The sequence below is a fragment of the Acinetobacter calcoaceticus genome (genome assembly GCF_016508255.1).
Taxonomy (GTDB): Bacteria; Pseudomonadota; Gammaproteobacteria; order Pseudomonadales; family Moraxellaceae; genus Acinetobacter; species Acinetobacter calcoaceticus_E.
Genome location: NZ_JADVKT010000005.1, coordinates 188,162 through 210,673, shown reverse-complemented (window position 1 = coordinate 210,673; position 22,512 = coordinate 188,162). Strand labels below are relative to the sequence as shown.

The window sequence follows — 22,512 nt, the reverse complement described above, 5'->3', positions numbered from 1 at the left end:
AGCAAGGAGAGCATCGCTACTCTCCTAACTAGTTTCTTAGTTAATAACACCACTAATACCAATACGAACGCTTGGCTCACCTTGAGAAGCAGCTGCCACACCACCCGTAATTGACCAACGGCCATTGTCAGATGTTTTTCGTAAGGTCACACCGACAGCATTTTCACCACCATGATATGCAGCCCCAACAGCATAGGTGTATTTACCGGCAACAAATGGCGCATTTTCTAAAGCCATCGCAGCGGCAATACCTGCATTAGCTTTTTTCTCAACGTCATCAATACGCTTGTTGGTGTCATAGAACACTTGCTGTAACTGATCGCCCAGATTGGTAATTTTGTTGCCCAATTCTTGGTTCGACTGATTTAACGTACCAATGGCATCATTAATATTGTCTTTACCCGTTCCACCGATATCTTTAGTCGTGATTGAACCATCACTATTAATAGATGTATTTCCACCAATACTGTTTTTAATACTGTTTGAAATATTGTGAATCTGACCACCATTTACGGCTTGGTTCGAACCAGCTTTAATCTCACCATCTTTGACACCTTGAACAACACGGTCACCCTCTTTACCAGCCATATTTACGCTAGTACCGCCAGTATCTTTACCAACCGTGATTTCACCATTTGGTTTTTGCTGTTGAACTAAACCAGCTTTACCATTAGAAATGTTGTCAATGTTGTTCTGAATGTTCTTAATATCATTCGAGTTCTTATCGACTTGATTTTGAACATTCCATAATTGGCCACCATTTACGGCGTCTTTAGAGCCTTCAGCAACTTTACCATCAGCTACATTTTTCAGATTGGTACCTTTATCTCCACCACCTAAAGTGACTGAGTTCTTATCGACATTGCCATTTTTATCTTTGTCATACTGAACAGCATGATCAGAAAGTTTGCCAATATCTTTACCAATTTGATCTTTAACATCATTAATTTGCTTGTCTAACTGACCTTTATTCACCGCGTCTTTTGCATTTACACCATCAGCAACATTGGTAATTTGCTTACCGCCAGCATCAATACCATTAATTGTGACACTTGGGCCACCTTTAATGATTAGACCTTGCTGATTCAAGACATGACCACCAACGTTTACACTGTCGAACTTCACATCTTTTAGCATCTCAATTTTGACGCCATCTTCTGTAGTACGAGTAATGATGTTTTCACCACTGGTTTTATCTTCAGCAGTTTCTGGATTAGCACCGCCTACAATATTAATGGTGTCGCCAAGCTTACGGTGTACGGCTTTCCCCTGAGTTGCTTTTTGATCATTCGCACCAAAATTCAGTCCTTTTTGAGTCAAGTCATTTACACCATTGGTGACTTTGTCATCTACAGACTTGATTGCGTCATTAATGTTGTTTTTACCCGTTCCACCAATGTTATTTGTAGTCAAACTACCATCTGGGTTTACCACTGTATTTCCACCAATACTGTTTTTGATGCTCGTCGAGATGTTATGAACCTGACTGCCATTTACAGCATCTTTAGAATTTTGTGCAATCACGCCGTTCGCAACATCAGTAATTTTCTTACCGCCAGCATTAATGCCATCTTTAGTAATGCTTGGACCATCTTTAATAGTCAAACCATTATGGTTAAGTACGCTATCGCCCGCAGTTACACTGTCTAATGTCAAATCTTTTTTGGTCGATACTTCGTAGTTAGTACTGCCATCTTTATTAACAGTTTCTTTTACTACAATGTTGTCACCTTCAGTTACGGTAGTTTTTGCTTTAGTTGCAGTATTTTTTACTTCACTAATTGCATCATTGATGTTGTTTTTACCTGTTCCACCAATGTTATTGGTAGTTAGGCTACCGTCTGGGTTTACAACGGTATTTCCACCAATACTGTTTTTAATACTGTTCGAAATATTGTGAATCTGGCTGCCATTTACCGCTTCTTTTGAAGTCGATGAAATGTTCCCTGCTTTCACATTATCTAAAATCGTACCGTCTTTACCTTTTAAGGTAACTTTATCTTTAGTCTTGGCATCATCGTATTTCACTGCAGCATCATCAGTTGCATTCTGCTTGGCAGCAAGATCATCTAACTGACCCTTGTTTACTGCATCTTTGGCATTTACACCCTCTGCAACATTGGTAATTTGTTTGCCACCAGCGTTAATACCTTCTTTGGTAATGCTTGGACCTTCTTTAATAGTTAAACCATTATTGTTCAAAGTGGTATTGCCAGTTGTCACACTGTCAAACTTCGAGTCTTTTAACAGCTCAATCTGAATACCATCTTGAGTAGTACGGGTAATGACATTTTCACCACTTGTTTTTGAAGCTGGTGTCGAAACATCCGCACCACCTACAATGTTGAGCTTCTCGCCAAGCTTACGGTGTACATCTGCACCACTATTGCCAGCAAAGTTCAAACCTTTGTTTTCAAGCTCAGTCTTGGTGTTATCGATTTTGCTATTCAGTTCAGTTTTCGTATTACCAATCGTGTTGTTTAATTCAGTCTTGGTATCGTTAATCTGGGTCGTTAACTGATCTTTGGTCGTGTCTAACTTAGTGTTGGTATCAGTGATTTTGCCATTTAAGCTATCTTTGATTTTGGTTAGCTGATCAACATTCACTGCATCTTTAGCATTTACACCATCAGCCACATTGGTAATTTGTTTACCACCAGCATTAATACCTTCTTTAGTAATGCTTGGGCCTTCTTTAATAGTCAAACCATTACTGTTTAAAGTCGTGTTGCCAGTTGTCACACTGTCAAACTTCGAGTCTTTTAACAGTTCAATCTGAATACCATCTTGAGTAGTACGAGTAATGACATTTTCACCGCTTGTTTTTGCAGCTGGTGTCGAAGCATCCGCTCCACCTACAATGTTGAGCTTCTCGCCAAGTTTACGATGTACATCTGCACCACTGTTACCAGCAAAGTTCAAGCCTTTGTTTTCAACATCATTAACGCTATTTGTGACTTTGTCATCTACAGACTTAATTGCGTCATTGATGTTGTTTTTACCTGTTCCACCAATGTTATTGGTAGTTAGGCTACCGTCTGGGTTTACAACGGTATTTCCACCAATACTGTTTTTAATACTGTTCGAAATATTGTGAATCTGGCTGCCATTTACCGCTTCTTTTGAAGTCGATGAAATGTTCCCTGCTTTCACATTATCTAAAATCGTACCGTCTTTACCTTTTAAGGTAACTTTATCTTTAGTCTTGGCATCATCGTATTTCACTGCAGCATCATCAGTTGCATTCTGCTTGGCAGCAAGATCATCTAACTGACCCTTGTTTACTGCATCTTTGGCATTTACACCCTCTGCAACATTGGTAATTTGTTTGCCACCAGCGTTAATACCTTCTTTGGTAATGCTTGGACCTTCTTTAATAGTTAAACCATTATTGTTCAAAGTGGTATTGCCAGTTGTCACACTGTCAAACTTCGAGTCTTTTAACAGCTCAATCTGAATACCATCTTGAGTAGTACGGGTAATGACATTTTCACCACTTGTTTTTGAAGCTGGTGTCGAAACATCCGCACCACCTACAATGTTGAGCTTCTCGCCAAGCTTACGGTGTACATCTGCACCACTATTGCCAGCAAAGTTCAAACCTTTGTTTTCAAGCTCAGTCTTGGTGTTATCGATTTTGCTATTCAGTTCAGTTTTCGTATTACCAATCGTGTTGTTTAATTCAGTCTTGGTATCGTTAATCTGAGTCGTTAACTGATCTTTGGTATTGTTTAACTTAGTGTTGGTATCAGTAATCTGATTACCAAGATCATTCTTAGCATCATTTAAATTCTTGTTGGTATCTGCAATTTGATTACCCAAATCTTTTTTCGCATCATTTAACTGATTATTCGTATCAGTAATTTTGCCATTCAAGTTATCTTTTACTTTGGTTAACTGATCAACATTCACTGCATCTTTAGCATTTACACCATCACTTACATTGGTAATTTGTTTACCGCCTGCATTAATGCCATCTTTGGTAATGCTTGGACCTTCTTTAATAGTTAAACCATTATTGTTTAAAGTCGTATTACCAGTAGTCACACTGTCAAACTTCGAGTCTTTTAACAGTTCAATCTGAATACCATCTTGAGTGGTACGGGTAATGACATTTTCACCGCTTGTTTTCGTAGCCGGTGTTGAAGCAGCTGCACCGCCTACAATATTGAGCTTCTCGCCAAGTTTACGATGTACGTCTGCACCACTATTGCCAGCAAAGTTCAAACCTTTGTTTTCAAGCTCAGTCTTGGTGTTGTCAATTTTGCTATTCAGTTCAGTTTTCGTATTACCAATCGTGTTGTTTAACTCAGACTTAGTATCATTAATCTGGGTCGTTAACTGATCTTTGGTATTGTTTAACTTAGTGTTGGTATCACTAATCTGGTTACCAAGATCATTCTTAGCATCATTTAAATTCTTGTTGGTATCTGCAATTTGATTACCCAAATCTTTTTTTGCATCATTTAACTGATTATTCGTATCAGTAATTTTGCCATTCAAGTTATCTTTTACTTTGGTTAACTGATCAACATTCACTGCATCTTTAGCATTTACACCATCAGCCACATTGGTAATTTGTTTACCGCCTGCATTAATGCCATCTTTGGTAATGCTTGGACCTTCTTTAATAGTTAAACCATTATTATTCAAAATCGTGTTGCCAGTAGTCACACTGTCAAACTTCGAATCTTTTAACAGTTCAATCTGGATACCATCTTGAGTGGTGCGGGTAATAACATTTTCACCGCTTGTTTTCGCAGCTGGTGTTGAAGCATCCGCACCACCTACAATGTTGAGCTTCTCGCCAAGCTTACGGTGTACATCTGCACCACTGTTGCCAGCAAAGTTCAAACCTTTGTTTTCAAGCTCAGTCTTGGTGTTATCGATTTTGCTATTCAGTTCAGTTTTCGTATTACCAATCGTGTTGTTTAACTCAGACTTAGTGTCATTAATCTGAGTCGTTAACTGATCTTTGGTATTGTTTAACTTCGTGTTGGTATCACTAATCTGATTACCCAAGTCAGTTTTTGTATCATCTAACTTTTGATTTAAATTGGTAATATTCTGAGCATTTTTACTAATATTGCTCGTGTTTTGGTTCACACGTCCATCAACATTTTTAAGCTGGCGTACTGTTACCGCATCCGAGTCAGCCGAACCATCTTCGACATTGGTAATACGACGTTCTTTTTCAGCCGATCCAACAGAAATAACACCATTAGATTTAGAAGCATCACGATTGGTCAGGAAAGAATTTCCTGTCGCTTCAGTCGCTACAGCATCTTGACCTAAAGCAACACTATTTTTAGCTTCTACTTTACTGCGTGCGCCTAAAGCTACACCACCTTCTACTAATGATTGGGCACCTTGACCAATTGCAACTGCATTTTCTTGGTCAGCAATTGCACCACCACCAATGGCTGCAGCATTTTTACCAATTGCTTTTGCACCGCCACCTACAGCAGCAGCATTTTCGTTTGTAGCCTCAGCCCCTTTACCAATTGCAGCAGAGTTATCGCCTGTTGCTTGGGCACCACTACCAATTGCAGCAGCACTGTTTCCAGTTGCTTTTGCTCCTTCACCTGGTTTGTTGCCAGAGCCAATTGCTGTTGAATTTGTACCCGATGCGAATGAGTTAATACCCATTGCCGATGCGCCATCACCTGTTGCTTGAGCAACCGCACCAAATGCAGCAGCACCTTTACCTGAAGCATTTGACATGACACCAAAAGCAGATGAAGCATCACCCGTAGCTTTAGAAGTCATACCGAAAGCCGATGAAAATGCACCAGTACCTACTGCTTGAGTACCGACAGCAGTTGAGCCGTGATTCGCTTCAGTTGTTGGATACTTACCTGCTTTAAGTACACCACCCGTAATTTCTGTATAGGTTTTGCTCAACTCGGCATCTTGGGCGATTTTATCTACATCATCCCCACCAATAGCAACAGAAGAATTTCCTCTTGCAATTACGTCGGCACCAATCGCAATCGACTGATCTCCAATTGCTTTCGTCTGATCACCAATCGCAATAGACTGATTGCTATAGCCAGGCGGTGTTCCTGCCGCACCTTTTGTCGATGCATTACGCCCAATAGCAACATCACCACTGCCAACCGTTTGACTGCTACTTCCCATTGAAATTGCACCAACTCCCATCGCCTGTGCATATCCACCAATCGCCATCGCATCACGACCAGTAGCAGAAGTATTCACCCCAACAGCAATCGCATTATGTCCAGTCGCACCATCATTTTCAAAGTTACCCCCTTGCTGACCATTGTCATTAATACTGACATAGTGGGTACGAGCAGCTTTTAACTGACGTATCGTCGCGGCATCAGAATCTGCTGCACCGTCTGCAACGTTTTGAATACGACGCTCGCTTCCCACATCACCAATTGATAAAACACCAGTTGGAGCTGATTGTTTAGTTAAGAAACTTTCACCCGTAGCTTGAATTGCTTTTGAATCTTTACCTACAGCAATACTATTTTCTGCCTCTGAACGGGCACCTTTACCAATTGCGACACCACCATCGAAAGTAGCCTCAGCTTGGTCCCCAATCACAACTGCATTATCTTTTTGAGCTTTTGCACCTGTACCAATTGCAACAGATTTTTTACCTTTCGACTCAGAGAACGCCCCAATCGCTAAAGCATTTTCTTCAGTAGCAATTGCGCCGCCACCAAATGCAATCGAGTCTTTACCAGTTGCCTTTGTTGCCATTTTAGGTTGATAAGCAGCACCTGCTTGGCCTGCAACTGGATCTGCATTTTCAATATCTGGCGAACCAATCGCAATTGCACGGTAACCTTCTGCAGTCGCCGAATGCCCAATTGCTAAAGAACCTTTACCTGTAGCGGCTGCAACATTACCAATTGCTTGGGAAAAATCGGCGGTCGCTGCAGATTGGCGTCCAACGGCAAGAGCAGTATTCCCAGAAGATAAAGCACCTGTACCAATTGCAACACCTGAAATACCTTGAGTTGTCGCATAAGAACCAATTGCTGTTCCTAAACTTTTCTCAACTACGGCGCCAGTACCTACACTAATTGCCCCACCTTGTTTCATTGCACCCGCATAAGCACCAGTAGAATTATTATATGGATTATTACGGTTTGCGATGTTAGAGCCAGTTCTGTCTTGAGTTTGGGCTCCACAACCAATAGCAATATCTTTTTCATTGGCAGTGCTCGCATTCCCTTCACGACATGAAGTTGTACCTGAAATGGATGTTCCTTGGCCTACTCCTCCTTCGGTATTTGTCCCTGCGAAAGCATTTGGAGCAAAACTAATTACGCCTACTAAAACTACCGCTGATGCATTTAAAGTTTTTGATTTAGTCTTGGTTTTACCTTTTGCAATTTCAGATGTTGCAACCCATGCTCCAATCGAAACATTCCAAATGACTTTATAAACCTTATTCATAAAACTTCTCAGACAAATACCAAAATCAAAGACCCATAAAAATGTAGAAATACATTTTTATAATTTTCAGGTCCCAAAAAAGAGGCGGCATCCTAAATGAATAAATTTAAAGGGTAAATATAAAACCGAAGAACCCATCAAAAAATATGAGACTTTAATCACAAAATATAATTTTATGGTTAAGTACAACATATTGAATTTAATAAATAAAAAATTAAAAATGAATATAATGTTTAGTTTTTGTTAACAAAGAGTAAGTTTGCATTAAAATAGAATAATAACTCTAATTAAATAAATGTTTTTTATAAAATAAATAATATTAATTATTTTTTAAAATACAGATGTATTTTATTAAAACAGAATATTAAATCTAAAATTAATATTCTATTTTAATGTATATTTTTCATAAAACAAAATATTAAAATACACTCGTACATTATAAATAATATTGAAATTATTCTATCTATAATAAAACCATAAAATAAATTAAATTTTAAATCTACTTCATAAAAGTATTTATTTCTAAATAAAACTAAACAAATCTTTTGTATCGTCAGATGCGTATTTCATTTGTAAAAGAAAACTATTATTAAGTTAAAATGCTTAGCTCTTCTACAAAATTTTATTCTTCTTAAGAATTAATCTATTGATTCATAAAACTTTTAAAGAAAAGTTGACTAAATTAGTCATTTTTTCCACATTTTCTATAAAGAGGCCCTTGTAATTTTTGAAATACACATCACTATAAAAAACATGGCAACCTCGTTGTCACTCATTAGGAGTGCCCATGTCTGAACTTATTATGAATGAAAAAACTGACTTAGAGCCTCAGGTTCCAAGTGTATTACCACTTTTAGCGTTGCGTGATGTAGTGGTTTATCCACACATGCAAATTGCGTTATTCGTGGGTCGTGAAAAATCGATTAATGCAGTTGAGGTGGCTCGTAACAGTGACAATTTAGTATTTGTAGTTGCGCAAAAAGATTCGCTTACAGAAGATATTGATCACGATAACCTTTATCAGTACGGAACTGTCGCTAAGATTGTTCAGGTCGTAAATCATGAGAATGATGAAAACTGCATCAAAGTACTTATTGAAGGGTTACAGCGCTCTAAGCTTGAAAAAATTATCGATGAAGATAGCCATTTGACAGCTGAACATAGCTTAAGTCCAATGACAATTAACGTAGATAAAGCTACCCAAGAAACTCGTTTACAAGAGTTACGTACTTTATTTGCTCAATATGCTGAAGCAAAATTACGTAATGCTCGTGAACTGGTTGCAGCGGCTAACAAGATTGAAGACTTGCTACAGCTTATGTTCTTCGTTGCGACACGTGTGCCTCTAAATATTGAAATTAAACAGAAGTTTTTAGAGCACGATGAGTTTGAAGCTCATTTACAAGAGCTTATGAGTTATTTGGTGAATCAATCTGCCGAACAGCAAATTGAACAAACTTTGCATGACAGCGTAAAACGCCAAATGGAAAAAAACCAACGTGAATACTTTCTAAATGAAAAAATGAAAGTGATTCAACGTGAGCTTTCCGACATGAATGGCGGTGCTGAAGATGACGTTGCTGAAATAGAAAAACGTCTTGCTGAAGCAGATTTACCAGAACATGTACGTAAAAAAGCTGAAGCTGAGTTCCGTAAACTCAAAGCAATGCAGCCTGCATCTAGTGAAGCTGCCGTTGTACGAAACTATCTAGAAGTCATTTTAGATACACCATGGAACAAAGCGAGCAAAGTGAGTATTAACCTTGCGAAAGCTCAAGAGATTCTTGATACAGATCATTACGGCTTAGATGACGTTAAAGATCGTATTGTTGAATACTTAGCTGTTCAGTCTCGTGTTAAAAAACTCAAAGGTCCGATTCTTTGTTTGGTTGGCCCTCCTGGTGTAGGTAAAACTTCACTTGGTGAGTCAGTCGCGAAAGCAACAGGTCGTGAATTCGTTCGTATGGCACTTGGTGGCGTACGTGACGAAGCTGAGATTCGTGGTCACCGTCGTACTTATATTGGTGCGATGCCAGGTAAAATCGTGCAATCTTTAACAAAAGTTGGCGTGAAGAACCCGTTGTTCTTACTCGACGAAATTGACAAGATGGCGCAAGACTACCGTGGTGATCCAGCTTCTGCATTACTTGAAGTATTAGATCCATCACAAAACAGTAAGTTCAATGATCACTATTTAGATCTTGATCTTGACCTTTCTGAAGTGATGTTCATCTGTACTGCAAACAGCATGAATATTCCTGAAGCGTTGCTTGACCGTATGGAAGTTATTCGTCTACCGGGTTATACCGAAGATGAAAAAGTTAACATTGCTGAACGTTACCTTGTTCCAAAAGCAATTAAGAATAATGGCCTACGTGCAAAAGAGTTAACCATTCATGAAGAAGCGATTCGTGATATTGTTCAACGCTATACACGTGAAGCTGGTGTACGTAGTTTAGAACGTGAAGTGTCTAAAATTGCGCGTAAAGTGGTAAAAGAAGCAGTAAGTAAAAAGTCTAAAAACTTACAGCTCGATGTTACCTCTGCCAATCTTCCTGAATACTTAGGTCCACACAAATTTGACTTTGGTATTGCAGAAGACGAAGCACAAGTCGGACGCGTAAATGGTTTAGCTTGGACTTCTGTTGGTGGCGAGTTACTTACCATTGAAGTTGCAGCAGTGAAAGGTAAAGGTAAATTCATTACCACCGGTTCACTCGGTGATGTCATGAAAGAGTCTATTACCACAGCAATGACTTTAGTACGCACACGTGCTGATGAGTTGGGTATTGAAGCTTCTCGTTTCGAAGAAACTGATGTACACGTTCACTTACCAGAAGGTGCAACACCAAAAGATGGTCCATCTGCTGGTTTAGCATTAACAACTGCACTTGTATCAGCATTTACAGGTATCGCGATTCGTCCAGATATCGCAATGACTGGTGAAACAAGTCTTGGTGGTCGTGCAATGCGCATTGGTGGCTTAAAAGAGAAACTTCTTGCAGCACACCGTGGTGGAATTAAACTTGTATTTATTCCACAAGATAATGTTCGTGATTTGGCAGAAATTCCAGCGAATGTTAAAGAAGGTTTAGAAATCAAAGCCGTAAAAAGTATTGATGAAATTTTACCTTTAGCATTAATTTCAATGCCAAAGCCTTTACCTAAAACACCGATTGTAAAACCGGTGGAAGGTTCAAAAGCAGCACGTCATTAATCTAAATATGAAAAAAAAGAGAGCTTCGGCTCTCTTTTTTTTGTTACACAATTTGATTGAAAAATATCCAACCATCCTCATAATAGGTATTAAGAGTATTTAATCAAGTTAAGTTCTCTTCGTTATCTATTATTTTATAGATAGGCTTGTTTTTATTCTCTATGATCATCTGAACTCCAGACAGATGATCATTTGATCGCAGTCCAATATTGTTTTTTGGACTGCGTTTTTTATGCCATTTTTTAGATCATCACGGAGCTTCAATTCCTCAGGTATAATGCACAAGCAGTTTTGAATGAATAGATAATATGAAAATTCGTATTCTGACCATTGGTCAAAAAATGCCTGCTTGGGTACTTACTGGCTTTGAAGATTATTTCAAACGTATCCAGCCTTTTGTGCAAACCCAAGTCATTGAACTACCCATGGCGAAACGTGGTAAGAATGATTCAGAAGCCGATATTTTAAAATATTGCCAAATCGAAGGTGAAAGTATTTTAAATGCTTTAAAACCTAATGAAACGTTAATTGCCCTAGAGGTCGGTGGTCGAGAACTCAGTACCGAAAAGCTGGCTGATACCATGAAACAATGGATGCTTGAAGGCAATGATGTAGTTCTCGCGATTGGTGGACCAGATGGTCTATCAGATCAAGTACGCAAAGCTGCTGCATGGCATTGGTCACTCTCAAAACTCACTATGCCTCATCCTCTGGTGCGTGTTTTATTAATCGAGCAATTGTATCGGGCAATGAGTATTAACCATAATCATCCCTATCACCGTGCATAAAAACAACAACCGTTTCATTTTAGGAACAATCCGTTGAAATCAGGATACTTTTAAGATGTCCTGATTTTGGCATAATGACTATTATTCTGCTTTTCAACTCAGGTGTAATGCAATGGAACTACAAACCCTTCCCGGACTGTTTATTTCACATGGTTCACCCATGCTTGCACTTGACCCAGAACAAGTAGGTCCTGCTCTACACCGTTTAGGTGCAAATCTTCCGCCCCCAAGGGCAATCATTGTGATGTCTGCACACTGGGAGAGTAAAGCACTTGAAGTGAGTATTTCGACACGTCCCGAAACATGGCATGACTTCCGTGGTTTTCCTAAAGAGCTATATGAAATTCGCTATAGCGCACCTGGCCAACCAGAACTCGCCGAAGAAATCTTAAAATTACTGGCAGATGCTCATTTTGTTGCACATGCGAATAGTACACGCCCTCGTGACCATGGCGTATGGATGCCGCTAGTGCATATGTACCCTGATGCAGATATTCCTGTGGTCGAGATTTCTTTGCCAACAAATTTAAGTGCACAAGAAATTTATCGTATAGGACAAACGCTCGCACCTTTACGTGACAAACAAGTTCTACTCATTGGTTCAGGTAGTATTACCCATAATCTTGCAGAGTTATCTTGGCAAGGAGACAACTCTAAAGTACCTGAATGGGCTTCAACTTTTAGAAATGCTGTTGTGAATAAACTCACACATCAAGATTATGATGGCGTGCTGGAATGGCAATCATTGCCGTATGTAAAACGTAATCACCCTACTCTTGAACATTTTGCACCTTTATTTTTTGCTATGGGCACAGGCAACCGTTTTACGATTGTTCACAGCAGCTTCACAATGGGTTCACTAGGTATGGATATCTATCGTTTTGATTAATTATTAGCAAATACCCCGTTTTTCGGGGTATACCATTATTTTTATTAAAAATTAGAATAATTTACAAACTTATACATTTTAAAAACCGAAACAATCAAATGTTTACATTTTCTTTTTTTAAGAATGTTTTAAGCTTACTGCTGTTGTTTTTTACTTGAAGTTTTTAAATGAAAATTAAATATTTAATTCTTGCGTTATTACCTTTTTCTTTGATGGCGTGTCAAACAGTTACGAATACTCCTGCTCCAATTGTATCTGAGCAACAACAAAACCTTGCAGCCACTTTAGGTGAATATGCATGGACATATCAAAATGTAAAAGCATCTAAACCACTTGTACTTAACTTTAATGCAGACGGCAAATTAGCAATTAACACTGGTTGTAATGGTCAAGGTGGAACTTGGAAAGTTGAAGGTAACCAACTTATTACCTCTCCTCTTGCATCAACAATGATGGCTTGCCAAGATGATTTAACGAAACAAGAACAATTGTCTAACAGCATCTTTAGCGAAGCGAAATTACCAATCGAAATTAGCAACAATAATGGTCAGGTGATTTTAAGCGTGACAGACAAAACTGGTCAAAAGCATATTTTCCAAGGTCAAAAAGCAGTGAATACTCAAGCTTTAACAGACTACTCTTGGTCATACCAGCCTGAAAATACAAAAAAACCTATCGTTCTTAACTTTACCAATGACCGTTTATCTATCGCAACGGGTTGTAACCGCCAAGGAACAACGTGGAAAGTTGAAAACAATACCATCGTAACAGCTGACGTAATGTCAACGATGATGGCGTGTGAACCTGCTTTAATGAAACAGGAACAATTTTCTAGCAGCCTATTCCAAAAGCGTGCAATCCCATTTGAGCTTAATACAGCTAATGCAGATCAACCGACATTAACGGTAACTGATGCTCAAGGTCAAAAATATACCTTTACTGGTAAAATGACACCTGAAGCAAAATATCAATCTGAAGGAAAAACTGTTTTCCTAGAAGTTGCTCCACAAACTAAATCATGTACAGGTGTTGCACCTCAAACATGTATGCAAGTTCGTGAAATTAAATATGACGACAAAGGTGTTAAAACTTATGTCGACAAAAACTGGTCATTATATTATGGACAAATCGAAGGTTTTGAACATAATCCAGACCAACGCGTAATTTTGCGCGTAAAACGTTTTGAAGTAAAAAACCCAGCAGCAGACCAGTCTAGCCAAGCAGATGTATTAGATATGGTTGTAGAGCAAGAGTTAGTTAAAAAACCTAAAAAATAAGTTTTTAGACTAAAAAAAATCCGATGCTTATGCATCGGATTTTTTTATTTCTATTTAAAAAATACCTTGCGCGAGCATTGCATCCGCAACTTTAACAAAACCCGCAATATTGGCACCATCAACATAATTAACAGTACCATCTGCTTTTGTACCGTATCTTACGCAATTGGCATGAATGTCTTTCATAATTGCATGTAAGCGTTCATCAACCTCAGCATGGGTCCAGCTCAAACGAATTGCGTTTTGAGACATTTCTAAACCAGAAGTTGCTACCCCACCCGCATTTGATGCTTTTCCTGGTGCATACAAAATTTTAGCTTCGATAAAGTGTTCAACAGCTTCAAGTGTAGATGGCATATTGGCACCTTCGGCCACACAAATGACACCATTTGCAATGAGTATTTTTGCATCATCACCTGTCAGTTCATTTTGCGTTGCACAAGGTAAAGCAATATCAACCTGAATATGCCACGGCGTTTTACCTTCAAAATATTCAAAGCCATGTTTAGAAGCAAATTCTGAAATACGGCCACGTTTAATATTTTTCAGCTCCATGACTTCAGCAAGCAATTCATCTGTAAAGCCATTCTTCACATACACTGTACCGTTCGAATCGGACAAAGTAACAACTTTTGCCCCTAAAAACATGGCTTTTTCAGCAGCATATTGTGCAACATTACCAGAACCAGACACCGAAACAGTTTTACCTGCAAAAGACTGTCCACGTGCTTTTAACATTTCTTCTGCAAAATAAACCGTACCATAGCCTGTTGCTTCAGGGCGCATTAAACTGCCACCAAATGAAATTCCTTTACCAGTAAAGACACAAGCGGTATCATTACTCAGCTTTTTCATCATGCCTGCCATATAACCGACTTCACGCGCACCTACGCCAATATCACCTGCTGGAATATCAGTATTGGGGCCTAAATGACGGTACAACTCAATCATTAATGCCTGACAGAATCGCATAATCTCAGCATCAGATTTACCCTTAGGATCGAAATCTGAACCACCTTTACCACCGCCCATAGGCAAGGTTGTAAGGGAATTTTTAAAAGTCTGCTCAAAACCTAAAAACTTTAAAATTGATAGATTGACCGAGGGATGGAAACGCATTCCACCTTTGAATGGACCAATTGCTGAATTATATTGAACACGAAAAGCTCGGTTAACATGTGTCTGCCCGTGATCATCTGCCCATGAAACACGAAATTGAATAACTCGCTCTGGTTCAACAAGACGCTCTAACAATCCCTGCTCTGCATATTCCGGATTTTTTTCTATGAATGGCCATAAACTGGTCATTACTTCTTCAACAGCTTGTAGAAATTCGGGTTGATGCGGATCACGCGCTTGCACGTAATTCAGGAATTCATTCAGATTGTTATATTTCAATGCACGGTCCTCAGCATAGTAATGAATTAAATTGGTGCAATGCATTATTAAATGCATCATTTAGCAGCAAAATATTAAATCCCTTTCCATCAATTTTAACAATAGTTATTTTAAATTATTTTATTTACCTTAATTATCAAAAACTTAATTTTAGAAAAACTAATTGAAAATAAGAAATAGTCATTTAACTTTTCATTTTTATTGATCTATTATTGTGCAATATTAGCTACATTTTAGGTCAATTCAAAAGCCCACAAATTCACTAAAATGCATTGACCTTACTTCGCTTTTTCTTCATTATCGCAACGTTTTAACCAAGCTATTGCCCCATTATGAATTCATCTATTTCTCTCATACGCGAGATTGATGCGTTATTGCCGCAAACACAATGTGGCTTATGTGGACATCGTGACGGATGTCTGCCTTACGCAAAGTCGATTGCTGAAGGTGAAGAAGCAAATAAATGTGTTCCAGGTGGACAGCCTGTGGCGGATGCACTGGCAACTCTACTCAATCGTTCATCATTAACTGCCGAAAGCAGTATATGGCCCGTACAGGCCGATGGGCGACCACAACGTATGAAAGCAATCATTCGTGAAGATGAGTGTATTGGCTGCACCAAATGTATTAGTGCATGTCCTGTAGATGCCATTATAGGTAGTGGTAAACTCATGCATACTATCTTGACCGATTTATGCACGGGTTGTGAATTATGTATTCCACCTTGTCCAGTAGACTGTATTGATTTAGTTGAAGACACACAAGCTTTACCAAATGAACAACAGCGTACCGCAGAACAAAATGATTTAAGACAACGCTATTACGCACATATCCAGCGTGAAGAAAAGCGTCGTACTCACCGAAAAGGTCCGGTGGTACGCGCCGAAATTGATACGCAACTGTTTGCTCAATTTTCTCAGGCACTTGATGAATTACCTTCTATTGAACTCATCGAAAAACCTAAAGAAGCTGTGTTAACTGATGCAAAAACTACAATTGAGTTAGCCAAAATCCGCACTCAAATTAAGAAACTAGAAAAACAGCTCAGTGTGCGTGAAGATGCTAAAAAGCGTCTTCAACTCGAAGAACTACAACAGCAACTCATACAACTACAGGAGGTCTGAATGGCTGTCAAAAATATGACGAAAAAGCAGATTCAAATTTTCTTTGAACGCCTTCGCGAACAGCGGCCGTCACCTCAAACCGAATTAAAATACTCCTCTTCTTTTGAGTTACTTATTGCAGTTATGTTGTCAGCTCAAGCCACCGACGTGAGTGTAAATAAGGCAACTGATAAACTGTACCCTGTGGCAAACACCGCCGAGAAAATTTATAACTTGGGTGTAGATGGTTTAAAGGAATACATTAAAACAATTGGTCTTTACAACGCCAAAGCCGAAAATGTGATTAAGACCTGTAAGATTTTAATGGAGCAATTTAACGGCGAAGTGCCAAGCAACAGAAAGGACTTGGAAGCTTTGCCCGGTGTTGGGCGTAAAACCGCAAATGTTGTTTTAAATACAGCTTTTGGGCAACCTACTATGGCCGTCGATACCCATATTTTCCGAGTAGGAAATCGAACTGGCTTAGCCGTGGGTAAAAATGTACTTGAAGTTGAACACCGTTTAATTAAGGTCATTCCTAAAGAATTTATTTTAGATTCACATCACTGGCTCATATTACATGGCCGTTATTGTTGTATCGCTCGTAAACCGAAATGTGCTGAATGTGTCGTTGCAGATGTTTGCAACTGGCCCGACCGTTTTGAATTTGGTGCGCAAAAACAAATTGCTATTAAAAATATTGAAGCTTAAAAATATGGTTGGGTATAAAAAATACCCAATCAAACTTACTTTAGACGCTTATTCTGATTACGCTCTTCTTTTGCTTGTTTTTGTACCTGCCTAAGCATTTTAAAGCTCTGATAACCCAAAAATATGACGAGTGCCAGACTTAGCAATACCACTAAAATCAATATGATTTTCATATTGTTCTCCTGCACTGAATGAAAGAAAAGAGCCCTCATGATGAGAGCTCCTTGTCACAAATAATATTTTAATTATTTGTCTAAGATGTTGAACAAATCTTTTTGTACATCTTCAATTGTACGTAAACCATTAAGCTTGTCATAAGTCGGCGCATTCTCACCAGATGCAGCACGGCTTTGATAGAAACCAACCAATTGTTCAGTCTCTGTATGATAAGACGCTAAACGTTTACGAATCGTTTCTTCTTGGTCATCTGGACGTTGAACAAGATCTTCACCTGTTTCATCATCTTTACCTTCCACTTTAGGTGGGTTGTAAACTGTATGATAAACACGGCCAGAAGCTGGATGCTGACGACGACCAGAAAGACGTTGTACGATTTCTTCATCTGGAACATCAATTTCAATCACGTGATCAATGCTAATCCCTTCTTTTTCCAAAGCTTCTGCTTGTGGAATAGTACGTGGGAAACCATCAAAAATACAGCCATTTGCACAGTCAGGTTGCGCAATACGTTCTTTTACTAAACCGATAATAAGTTCATCTGAAACCAAACCACCAGATTCCATTACACTTTTAGCTTTTAGACCTAATTCAGTACCTTCACGAATTGCAGCACGGAGCATATCACCGGTTGAAATTTGTGGGACATTGTAGCGCTTACAGATCAACTGAGCCTGAGTCCCTTTGCCTGCCCCAGGTGGTCCGAGTAAGATAATGCGCATAAAAAACATCCTCATTTAAAACAATGAATGTGAAGCCTGGCAGAAAAAGTCTCATTAATCTTCAATAGATTCTGCCCGACGTCGAATTATAAGAAAGCCACAAACAAATGTATTGTACCAGCAATAAATCCGGTTACCCCACCTAATACAATAAGAATCCATTCATCCTCCTGAAATGCAGGACGCAATAAATTCTGAAACTCTTTTGGTGTCAGTTCGCGAATACGCTCTTTAAACATTTGAAAAATCTTCTGTGCCCGGCTTGCGTTTAGTGCAGGGTCACATACGGGTCCCATCGTAATTTCAATTGAACGATCAATCAAGTCCGTCTTTAATCTTGCATACTCTCTTGGCCCTAAAGAAAGCTGTAAAGATGTACGAACTAACGGTGTTTCCATAATTTCATTAATATGACGCTTCACAATGCGGCGGGTTTTATCTTTTCGCGGCCCGTACATCATTTCGGTCATAATCGATTTTAACGTAATTAAATCTTCTGTTACTACACTTGAAAAGACATCAGAGACTTCCTCTTGACGCTTCATGAAAGCGCCTTGGAAATTATATGTCCCAATTCGAAGAACCGGTACAATCCAAGGGAACTTACGATCTTTTGTTAATCTAAAAATCTGTGGGTAACGAATATAATGTGGTTCAATCGGATTAAATACCATCCAGATTGCAATCCAGTTGGTTAAAAAGCCCCAAATTGAAGCCCAAAACGGTACAGTCCAGTGCCAAGGTACGACAAACCAAACAACCATTTGGAAAATACCAAAGAACATTCCAATTAAAGCACTAATATGCCAAATAAAGTTGATTTCTTTCTGCCCAACTTTTAAGAACATACGCACCATTAAACGACGATCGCCTTCCATCTGGCTAACCACCATTTCACGCATATTAACCAGTGACTCGACGTTCATGGTCAGCTCAGTCACTAATTCTCTTAATACACCTGGTAATTGTTTATGTGCCTGAGCATAAATACGGCGTTTAATTGAATAAGGTAAGTTTTCCCAAAGCACAGCATTACGATCAATCATGACTTCATCAATCAGATGTTCAAGTTCAAATCCAACTTGTTCACCAATAATACGTGCCATATCCTCAGGATCCATTGCTTCTAAAAATTCACGCAATGAACCTAATTTAGATAAAGTATTGTCGGTAATAATGCCCGAGATACGCCCTGCTTTACGTGGCACAATACCTTGCCAACCTACTGGCAGTGGACCTAAGTGGAAACCCCAAAATTTGATTGGGTAAAACACCATTTTTAAAGCCATCCACACATGTGCCCATGTGACAAAGGCTGTAACTGGAATAATACTTAAAACGGCCCAAAAATCAGGTCTGTGTAAAAAGGTCTGCCACAATCCACTGACGTACTCTAACATGTAAGACTCTCGTATTTATTTGTGCTCTGCTTATGGCGAGTTAACGATAAACTACTTTGTTTTATAAACCAAAACTTAGAGAATAAGAAAATTGAATTTGTGGTTTAGTATCAGCTGCAACATTTCCATTATGATCAGTTAACTTTTCAGTCGCGCCAATACCCACACTAAAAGTACTAATTCTTTCTGAATTCAACAATACATAGGCTAAATCGACACCTGCACCTAGACGAGATTTATAATCACCATCTACCTCTTTACTATCAAGATGCCCAGCGTAAAAACCGACATAGTAACCATTTTTATCTGTACCAGTAAGATAATAAGGATAGCGAAATCCGACTTGCCCACCTGCTGTTTTACTACCATTCAAAAATGCGCCAGCTTTTACATAAGCAATGCCGTAAGGGTTCACCCACTCACCGTTAAGATGTAATAATTTTTGAGTAAAACCAGCACCCAGATTCCACGTAGATGCAGTATGTCCTGCTAATTTTGCTTCTGGAAGAAACGAGTAGTCTTGAGCATTCGCCCAACTACTTACTGTCAAAACTGCAAGTAAGGGATAAATTTTTCTCATTATTTTCTCCATTTTCCCTAATCGTATGGTGAGAACAACCCTATTCTATTGAATGAGAGACTTTAACAGAATTATTTTGCTTCTTATATACAAGTATCTACAATTTTGTTGTCTACAAAGTCAAAAAGTATCTTATTAAAAGGCACTGAAACTTTGAAAATTATGCAATATTTTAAGCGCTCTTGCGTTAGAATAAGCAGCTATTTTTCTACCCTATGTCATTAAGTCGATCCTTATGAAGCAGCACTTTCCTTTAAAAGATATCCAGCAAGAAAAGCGCATTTATCGAGGACGAATCTTTTTTGCCATAGGTCTGGTTAGCATTTGCTTATTAGTACTGATTAGCCGATATGCTTACCTACAAATTTTTCACTACGACGAATTCTCTACTGCATCTGACAAAAACCGGATTCGCTTGCAACCACTTCCTCCTGCTCGTGGCTATATCTATGATCGAAATGGTGTGTTACTGGCAGATAACTACCCTGTTTTTACAGCGACTTTAAGTAAAACAGATGTGGAAGATGTCGATCATATTGTTGAGCAGCTACAGCCTATTTTAGATCTAACACAAGAAGATATTGACCGTTTTAAAAGTCGTATAAAAACTGCAAGAAAAACTGAACGTGTCGCAATTAAACTTAATTTAACTGAAGCCAATATTGCCAAATTCAGTGAAGCTAAATATAAATTTCCAGGCGTAAGAATCGAAACGCAAATGACCCGTTATTACCCACATGGTGAGTTATTTGCTCATGTTATTGGTTATGTAGGACGTATTAACGATAAAGAATTAAAAAGTATTGATAAAGATTTATATGCTGGAACCAACCTGATTGGAAAGATTGGAGTTGAGAAAAGCTATGAAGATTTACTCCATGGAACACCAGGTTATGAATCTGTTGAAGCAGATGCCCACAGTAATATATTGCGTCATTTAGGCCGCAAAGACCCTACTCGCGGAAATGACCTCTATTTATCTTTAGATTATGGTTTACAAGTTGTTGCTTCTCAACAGCTCGCGGGTCGTCGTGGTGCCATTGCAGCTATCGACCCTCGTACTGGAGAAATTCTGGCGTTGGTCTCTAGTCCAAGTTTCAACCCTAATTTATTTGTGACGGGTATTAACCATAAAGATTATAGTTCTTTACGTGATAATTTAGACCAACCTCTTTATAACCGTGCTGTACAAGGTGCATATCCACCTGGCTCTACCATTAAACCAATGGAAGCGATGGGCGGCTTACACTACGGTATTGTCAACTGGTCAACAGCAATTTCTGATCCAGGTTATTTTCACTTACCGGGTGATTCTCATAAATTCCGCGACTGGAAAAAAACTGGTCATGGCATCGTAAACATGCATAAAGCCATCATTATGTCATGTGATACCTATTTTTATATTCTTGCCCATCAAATGGGTATTGACCAAATGAACCAATGGATGCGTCAATTTGGGTTCGGTCAAAAAACAGGTGTCGATTTACCAAGTGAAAGTGAAGGTCTTTATCCAAATCCTGAATGGAAAATGCGTACTCGCAAAACCAAATGGATGAAAGGTGAGACTATTTCCGTGAGTATTGGTCAAGGTGCGTTTACAGCCACCCCTTTACAACTTGCAATGGCGACTGCAATTACAGCCAATCATGGCTCTCATGTCACCCCTCACGTTTTACGTTCAACTCATGGTGCAAAACCATTTACCGTTCGTAATGCACCAGATGGCAAAATCAATTTCAACGGAACGGATGAAGACTGGATTCAAATGCGCGATGCCATGGTTGATGTAATTCAATCAGGTACTGGCCGAGGCATTCGTACACCTCTATATCAAATTGCAGGAAAGACAGGAACTGCACAGGTGAAGAGTATTGCACAGGGTAAACGTTACAACGAGTCAGCCCTGAGCGAACGCCAACTTGACCATGGTTTATTCGTTGGATTTGCACCTGCAGACAAACCAGAAATTGCGATTGCCGTGATTTGGGAAAATGGTCGTCATGGTGGTTCTGCAGCCCAACTTGCAAGACCTATTTTTGATTATTGGTTGTTAACTCGTAAGAAAAATCCAATCCAACCAGCAAACCATCAAGTGAATGGTGGACTGATGACTGCTGGAATTAAACCAGGTGAACTCTCAAACGGCAGTGAAAATCCAAGTTCTGCTCCAGTAGCAGCAGCTTCAACCCCAGCTGCACCAATTCCTTCTGCAACGAATGAGATTGATGATTAATGAAAAATCAATTACGCATTATTGGTGGCGAATGGAAAAGAAGAGTACTTCCCTTTGCTAGTATTGATGGCTTACGCCCAACTCCAGACAGAGTCCGCGAAACTCTATTTAACTGGCTCATGTGGGATATTCAAAATACCCACGTCCTTGATATATGTACAGGTTCTGGTGCGTTAGGTTTTGAAGCTCTATCACGTGGTGCAGCTTCTGTTTATATGATTGAGCCAGACAAAACTCAAGCACGTTTTTTAAAAGATAATATTCAACTATTAAAAGCTCAGAACTGTCATTTAGTAAATGCGACAGCCCAACAAACGCTGCCCCGCTTAAAAGAGCAATTTGATGTTGTCTTTTTAGACCCTCCCTATAGTCTCAATTTATGGCAAGAGCTTGCCGAACTAGCAGACCCTCTCATTAAAACCAATGGTTATATTTATGTTGAAGCAGACCGTGATTTGTCTCAACTTCAACTTCCTACCAGTTGGCAACAAATCAAAACAACCAAAGCTGGTACAGTTCACTCAGGCCTTTATCAAAAAATTGCCAAATAAAAAAGGTAGCTTAAAGCTACCTTTTACTTTCA

At 39.0% G+C, this 22,512-nt stretch carries 14 protein-coding genes; 8 read left to right on the top strand and 6 right to left on the bottom strand.

Annotated elements, in window-relative coordinates:
- Window positions 1-36: 36 nt before the first annotated feature.
- Window positions 37-7,434 carry a trimeric autotransporter adhesin Ata gene (ata, locus tag I5515_RS11980; protein ID WP_199967143.1) on the bottom strand — a complete coding sequence of 2,466 codons (7,398 nt, stop codon included), beginning with the start codon at window positions 7,432-7,434 and terminating at the stop codon, window positions 37-39.
- Between the two features lie 787 nt (window positions 7,435-8,221).
- Between ata and lon the strand changes: the two genes are divergently transcribed.
- The 4 genes from lon (at window position 8,222) to I5515_RS11960 (ending at window position 13,605) form a co-directional block, all read left to right on the top strand.
- The gene (gene lon, locus I5515_RS11975) at window positions 8,222-10,651 is read left to right on the top strand and encodes an endopeptidase La (protein WP_199967141.1); all 2,430 of its coding nucleotides are present in this window, start codon (window positions 8,222-8,224) and stop codon (window positions 10,649-10,651) included.
- A gap of 308 nt (window positions 10,652-10,959) precedes the next feature.
- Window positions 10,960-11,439 (top strand): 23S rRNA (pseudouridine(1915)-N(3))-methyltransferase RlmH, encoded by a 480-nt coding sequence (gene rlmH, locus I5515_RS11970; protein ID WP_004703042.1) that lies wholly within the window; start codon window positions 10,960-10,962, stop codon window positions 11,437-11,439.
- 112 nt (window positions 11,440-11,551) lie between these two features.
- On the top strand, window positions 11,552-12,328 hold the full coding sequence (locus tag I5515_RS11965) for a DODA-type extradiol aromatic ring-opening family dioxygenase (protein ID WP_199967139.1): 777 nt from the start codon (window positions 11,552-11,554) through the stop codon (window positions 12,326-12,328).
- 167 nt (window positions 12,329-12,495) lie between these two features.
- The gene (locus I5515_RS11960; RefSeq protein WP_199967137.1) at window positions 12,496-13,605 is read left to right on the top strand and encodes an META and DUF4377 domain-containing protein; all 1,110 of its coding nucleotides are present in this window, start codon (window positions 12,496-12,498) and stop codon (window positions 13,603-13,605) included.
- A 54-nt stretch (window positions 13,606-13,659) separates the two neighbouring features.
- Here I5515_RS11960 and gdhA read toward each other — a convergent pair whose 3' ends face one another.
- A complete protein-coding gene (gdhA, locus tag I5515_RS11955; protein WP_199967135.1) occupies window positions 13,660-15,063 on the bottom strand; it encodes an NADP-specific glutamate dehydrogenase in 1,404 nt (467 codons plus the stop codon).
- A gap of 272 nt (window positions 15,064-15,335) precedes the next feature.
- Here gdhA and I5515_RS11950 point away from each other — a divergent pair, with 272 nt between their 5' ends.
- Together I5515_RS11950 and nth are read left to right on the top strand one after the other, a co-directional pair.
- Window positions 15,336-16,127, top strand: coding sequence for an RnfABCDGE type electron transport complex subunit B (locus I5515_RS11950; protein ID WP_199967133.1), 792 nt, complete (start codon window positions 15,336-15,338; stop codon window positions 16,125-16,127).
- The gene (nth, locus tag I5515_RS11945; RefSeq protein ID WP_005048343.1) at window positions 16,128-16,817 is read left to right on the top strand and encodes an endonuclease III; all 690 of its coding nucleotides are present in this window, start codon (window positions 16,128-16,130) and stop codon (window positions 16,815-16,817) included.
- 35 nt (window positions 16,818-16,852) lie between these two features.
- Here the strand turns inward: nth and I5515_RS17665 are convergent, their stop codons facing one another.
- From I5515_RS17665 to I5515_RS11925, 4 genes are all read right to left on the bottom strand, one after another.
- Window positions 16,853-16,990: a hypothetical protein gene (locus I5515_RS17665; protein ID WP_199967303.1), complete on the bottom strand. Its 138-nt coding sequence runs from the start codon at window positions 16,988-16,990 to the stop codon at window positions 16,853-16,855.
- A 72-nt stretch (window positions 16,991-17,062) separates the two neighbouring features.
- Entirely contained in the window at window positions 17,063-17,716 is a 654-nt protein-coding gene (gene adk / locus I5515_RS11935) for an adenylate kinase (RefSeq protein ID WP_199967124.1), read from the bottom strand.
- Between the two features lie 86 nt (window positions 17,717-17,802).
- The gene (locus I5515_RS11930; RefSeq protein WP_174744048.1) at window positions 17,803-19,116 is read right to left on the bottom strand and encodes a hypothetical protein; all 1,314 of its coding nucleotides are present in this window, start codon (window positions 19,114-19,116) and stop codon (window positions 17,803-17,805) included.
- A gap of 61 nt (window positions 19,117-19,177) precedes the next feature.
- Entirely contained in the window at window positions 19,178-19,696 is a 519-nt protein-coding gene (locus I5515_RS11925) for a hypothetical protein (RefSeq protein WP_199967122.1), read from the bottom strand.
- A gap of 235 nt (window positions 19,697-19,931) precedes the next feature.
- On the opposite strand from I5515_RS11925, the gene mrdA reads away from it, so the two are divergent.
- Complete coding sequence (gene mrdA, locus I5515_RS11920) at window positions 19,932-21,929, top strand: penicillin-binding protein 2 (protein WP_199967120.1); 1,998 nt, start codon at window positions 19,932-19,934, stop codon at window positions 21,927-21,929.
- Window positions 21,929-22,480: a 16S rRNA (guanine(966)-N(2))-methyltransferase RsmD gene (rsmD, locus tag I5515_RS11915; protein ID WP_199967118.1), complete on the top strand. Its 552-nt coding sequence runs from the start codon at window positions 21,929-21,931 to the stop codon at window positions 22,478-22,480. Before mrdA ends, rsmD begins: the two co-directional genes overlap by 1 nt.
- The last annotated feature ends 32 nt before the right edge of the window (window positions 22,481-22,512 follow it).

What these genes read in the sequence shown, in the direction of transcription:
- I5515_RS17665 (WP_199967303.1), bottom strand. Translation starts at nt 16,990, where the DNA reads ATGAAAATCATATTGATTTTAGTGGTATTGCTAAGTCTGGCACTCGTC.
- I5515_RS11950 (WP_199967133.1), top strand. Translation starts at nt 15,336, where the DNA reads ATGAATTCATCTATTTCTCTCATACGCGAGATTGATGCGTTATTGCCG.
- I5515_RS11930 (WP_174744048.1), bottom strand. Translation starts at nt 19,116, where the DNA reads ATGTTAGAGTACGTCAGTGGATTGTGGCAGACCTTTTTACACAGACCT.
- adk (WP_199967124.1), bottom strand. Translation starts at nt 17,716, where the DNA reads ATGCGCATTATCTTACTCGGACCACCTGGGGCAGGCAAAGGGACTCAG.
- I5515_RS11925 (WP_199967122.1), bottom strand. Translation starts at nt 19,696, where the DNA reads ATGAGAAAAATTTATCCCTTACTTGCAGTTTTGACAGTAAGTAGTTGG.
- nth (WP_005048343.1), top strand. Translation starts at nt 16,128, where the DNA reads ATGGCTGTCAAAAATATGACGAAAAAGCAGATTCAAATTTTCTTTGAA.
- rlmH (WP_004703042.1), top strand. Translation starts at nt 10,960, where the DNA reads ATGAAAATTCGTATTCTGACCATTGGTCAAAAAATGCCTGCTTGGGTA.
- ata (WP_199967143.1), bottom strand. Translation starts at nt 7,434, where the DNA reads ATGAATAAGGTTTATAAAGTCATTTGGAATGTTTCGATTGGAGCATGG.
- I5515_RS11960 (WP_199967137.1), top strand. Translation starts at nt 12,496, where the DNA reads ATGAAAATTAAATATTTAATTCTTGCGTTATTACCTTTTTCTTTGATG.
- I5515_RS11965 (WP_199967139.1), top strand. Translation starts at nt 11,552, where the DNA reads ATGGAACTACAAACCCTTCCCGGACTGTTTATTTCACATGGTTCACCC.
- mrdA (WP_199967120.1), top strand. Translation starts at nt 19,932, where the DNA reads ATGAAGCAGCACTTTCCTTTAAAAGATATCCAGCAAGAAAAGCGCATT.
- rsmD (WP_199967118.1), top strand. Translation starts at nt 21,929, where the DNA reads ATGAAAAATCAATTACGCATTATTGGTGGCGAATGGAAAAGAAGAGTA.
- lon (WP_199967141.1), top strand. Translation starts at nt 8,222, where the DNA reads ATGTCTGAACTTATTATGAATGAAAAAACTGACTTAGAGCCTCAGGTT.
- gdhA (WP_199967135.1), bottom strand. Translation starts at nt 15,063, where the DNA reads ATGATGCATTTAATAATGCATTGCACCAATTTAATTCATTACTATGCT.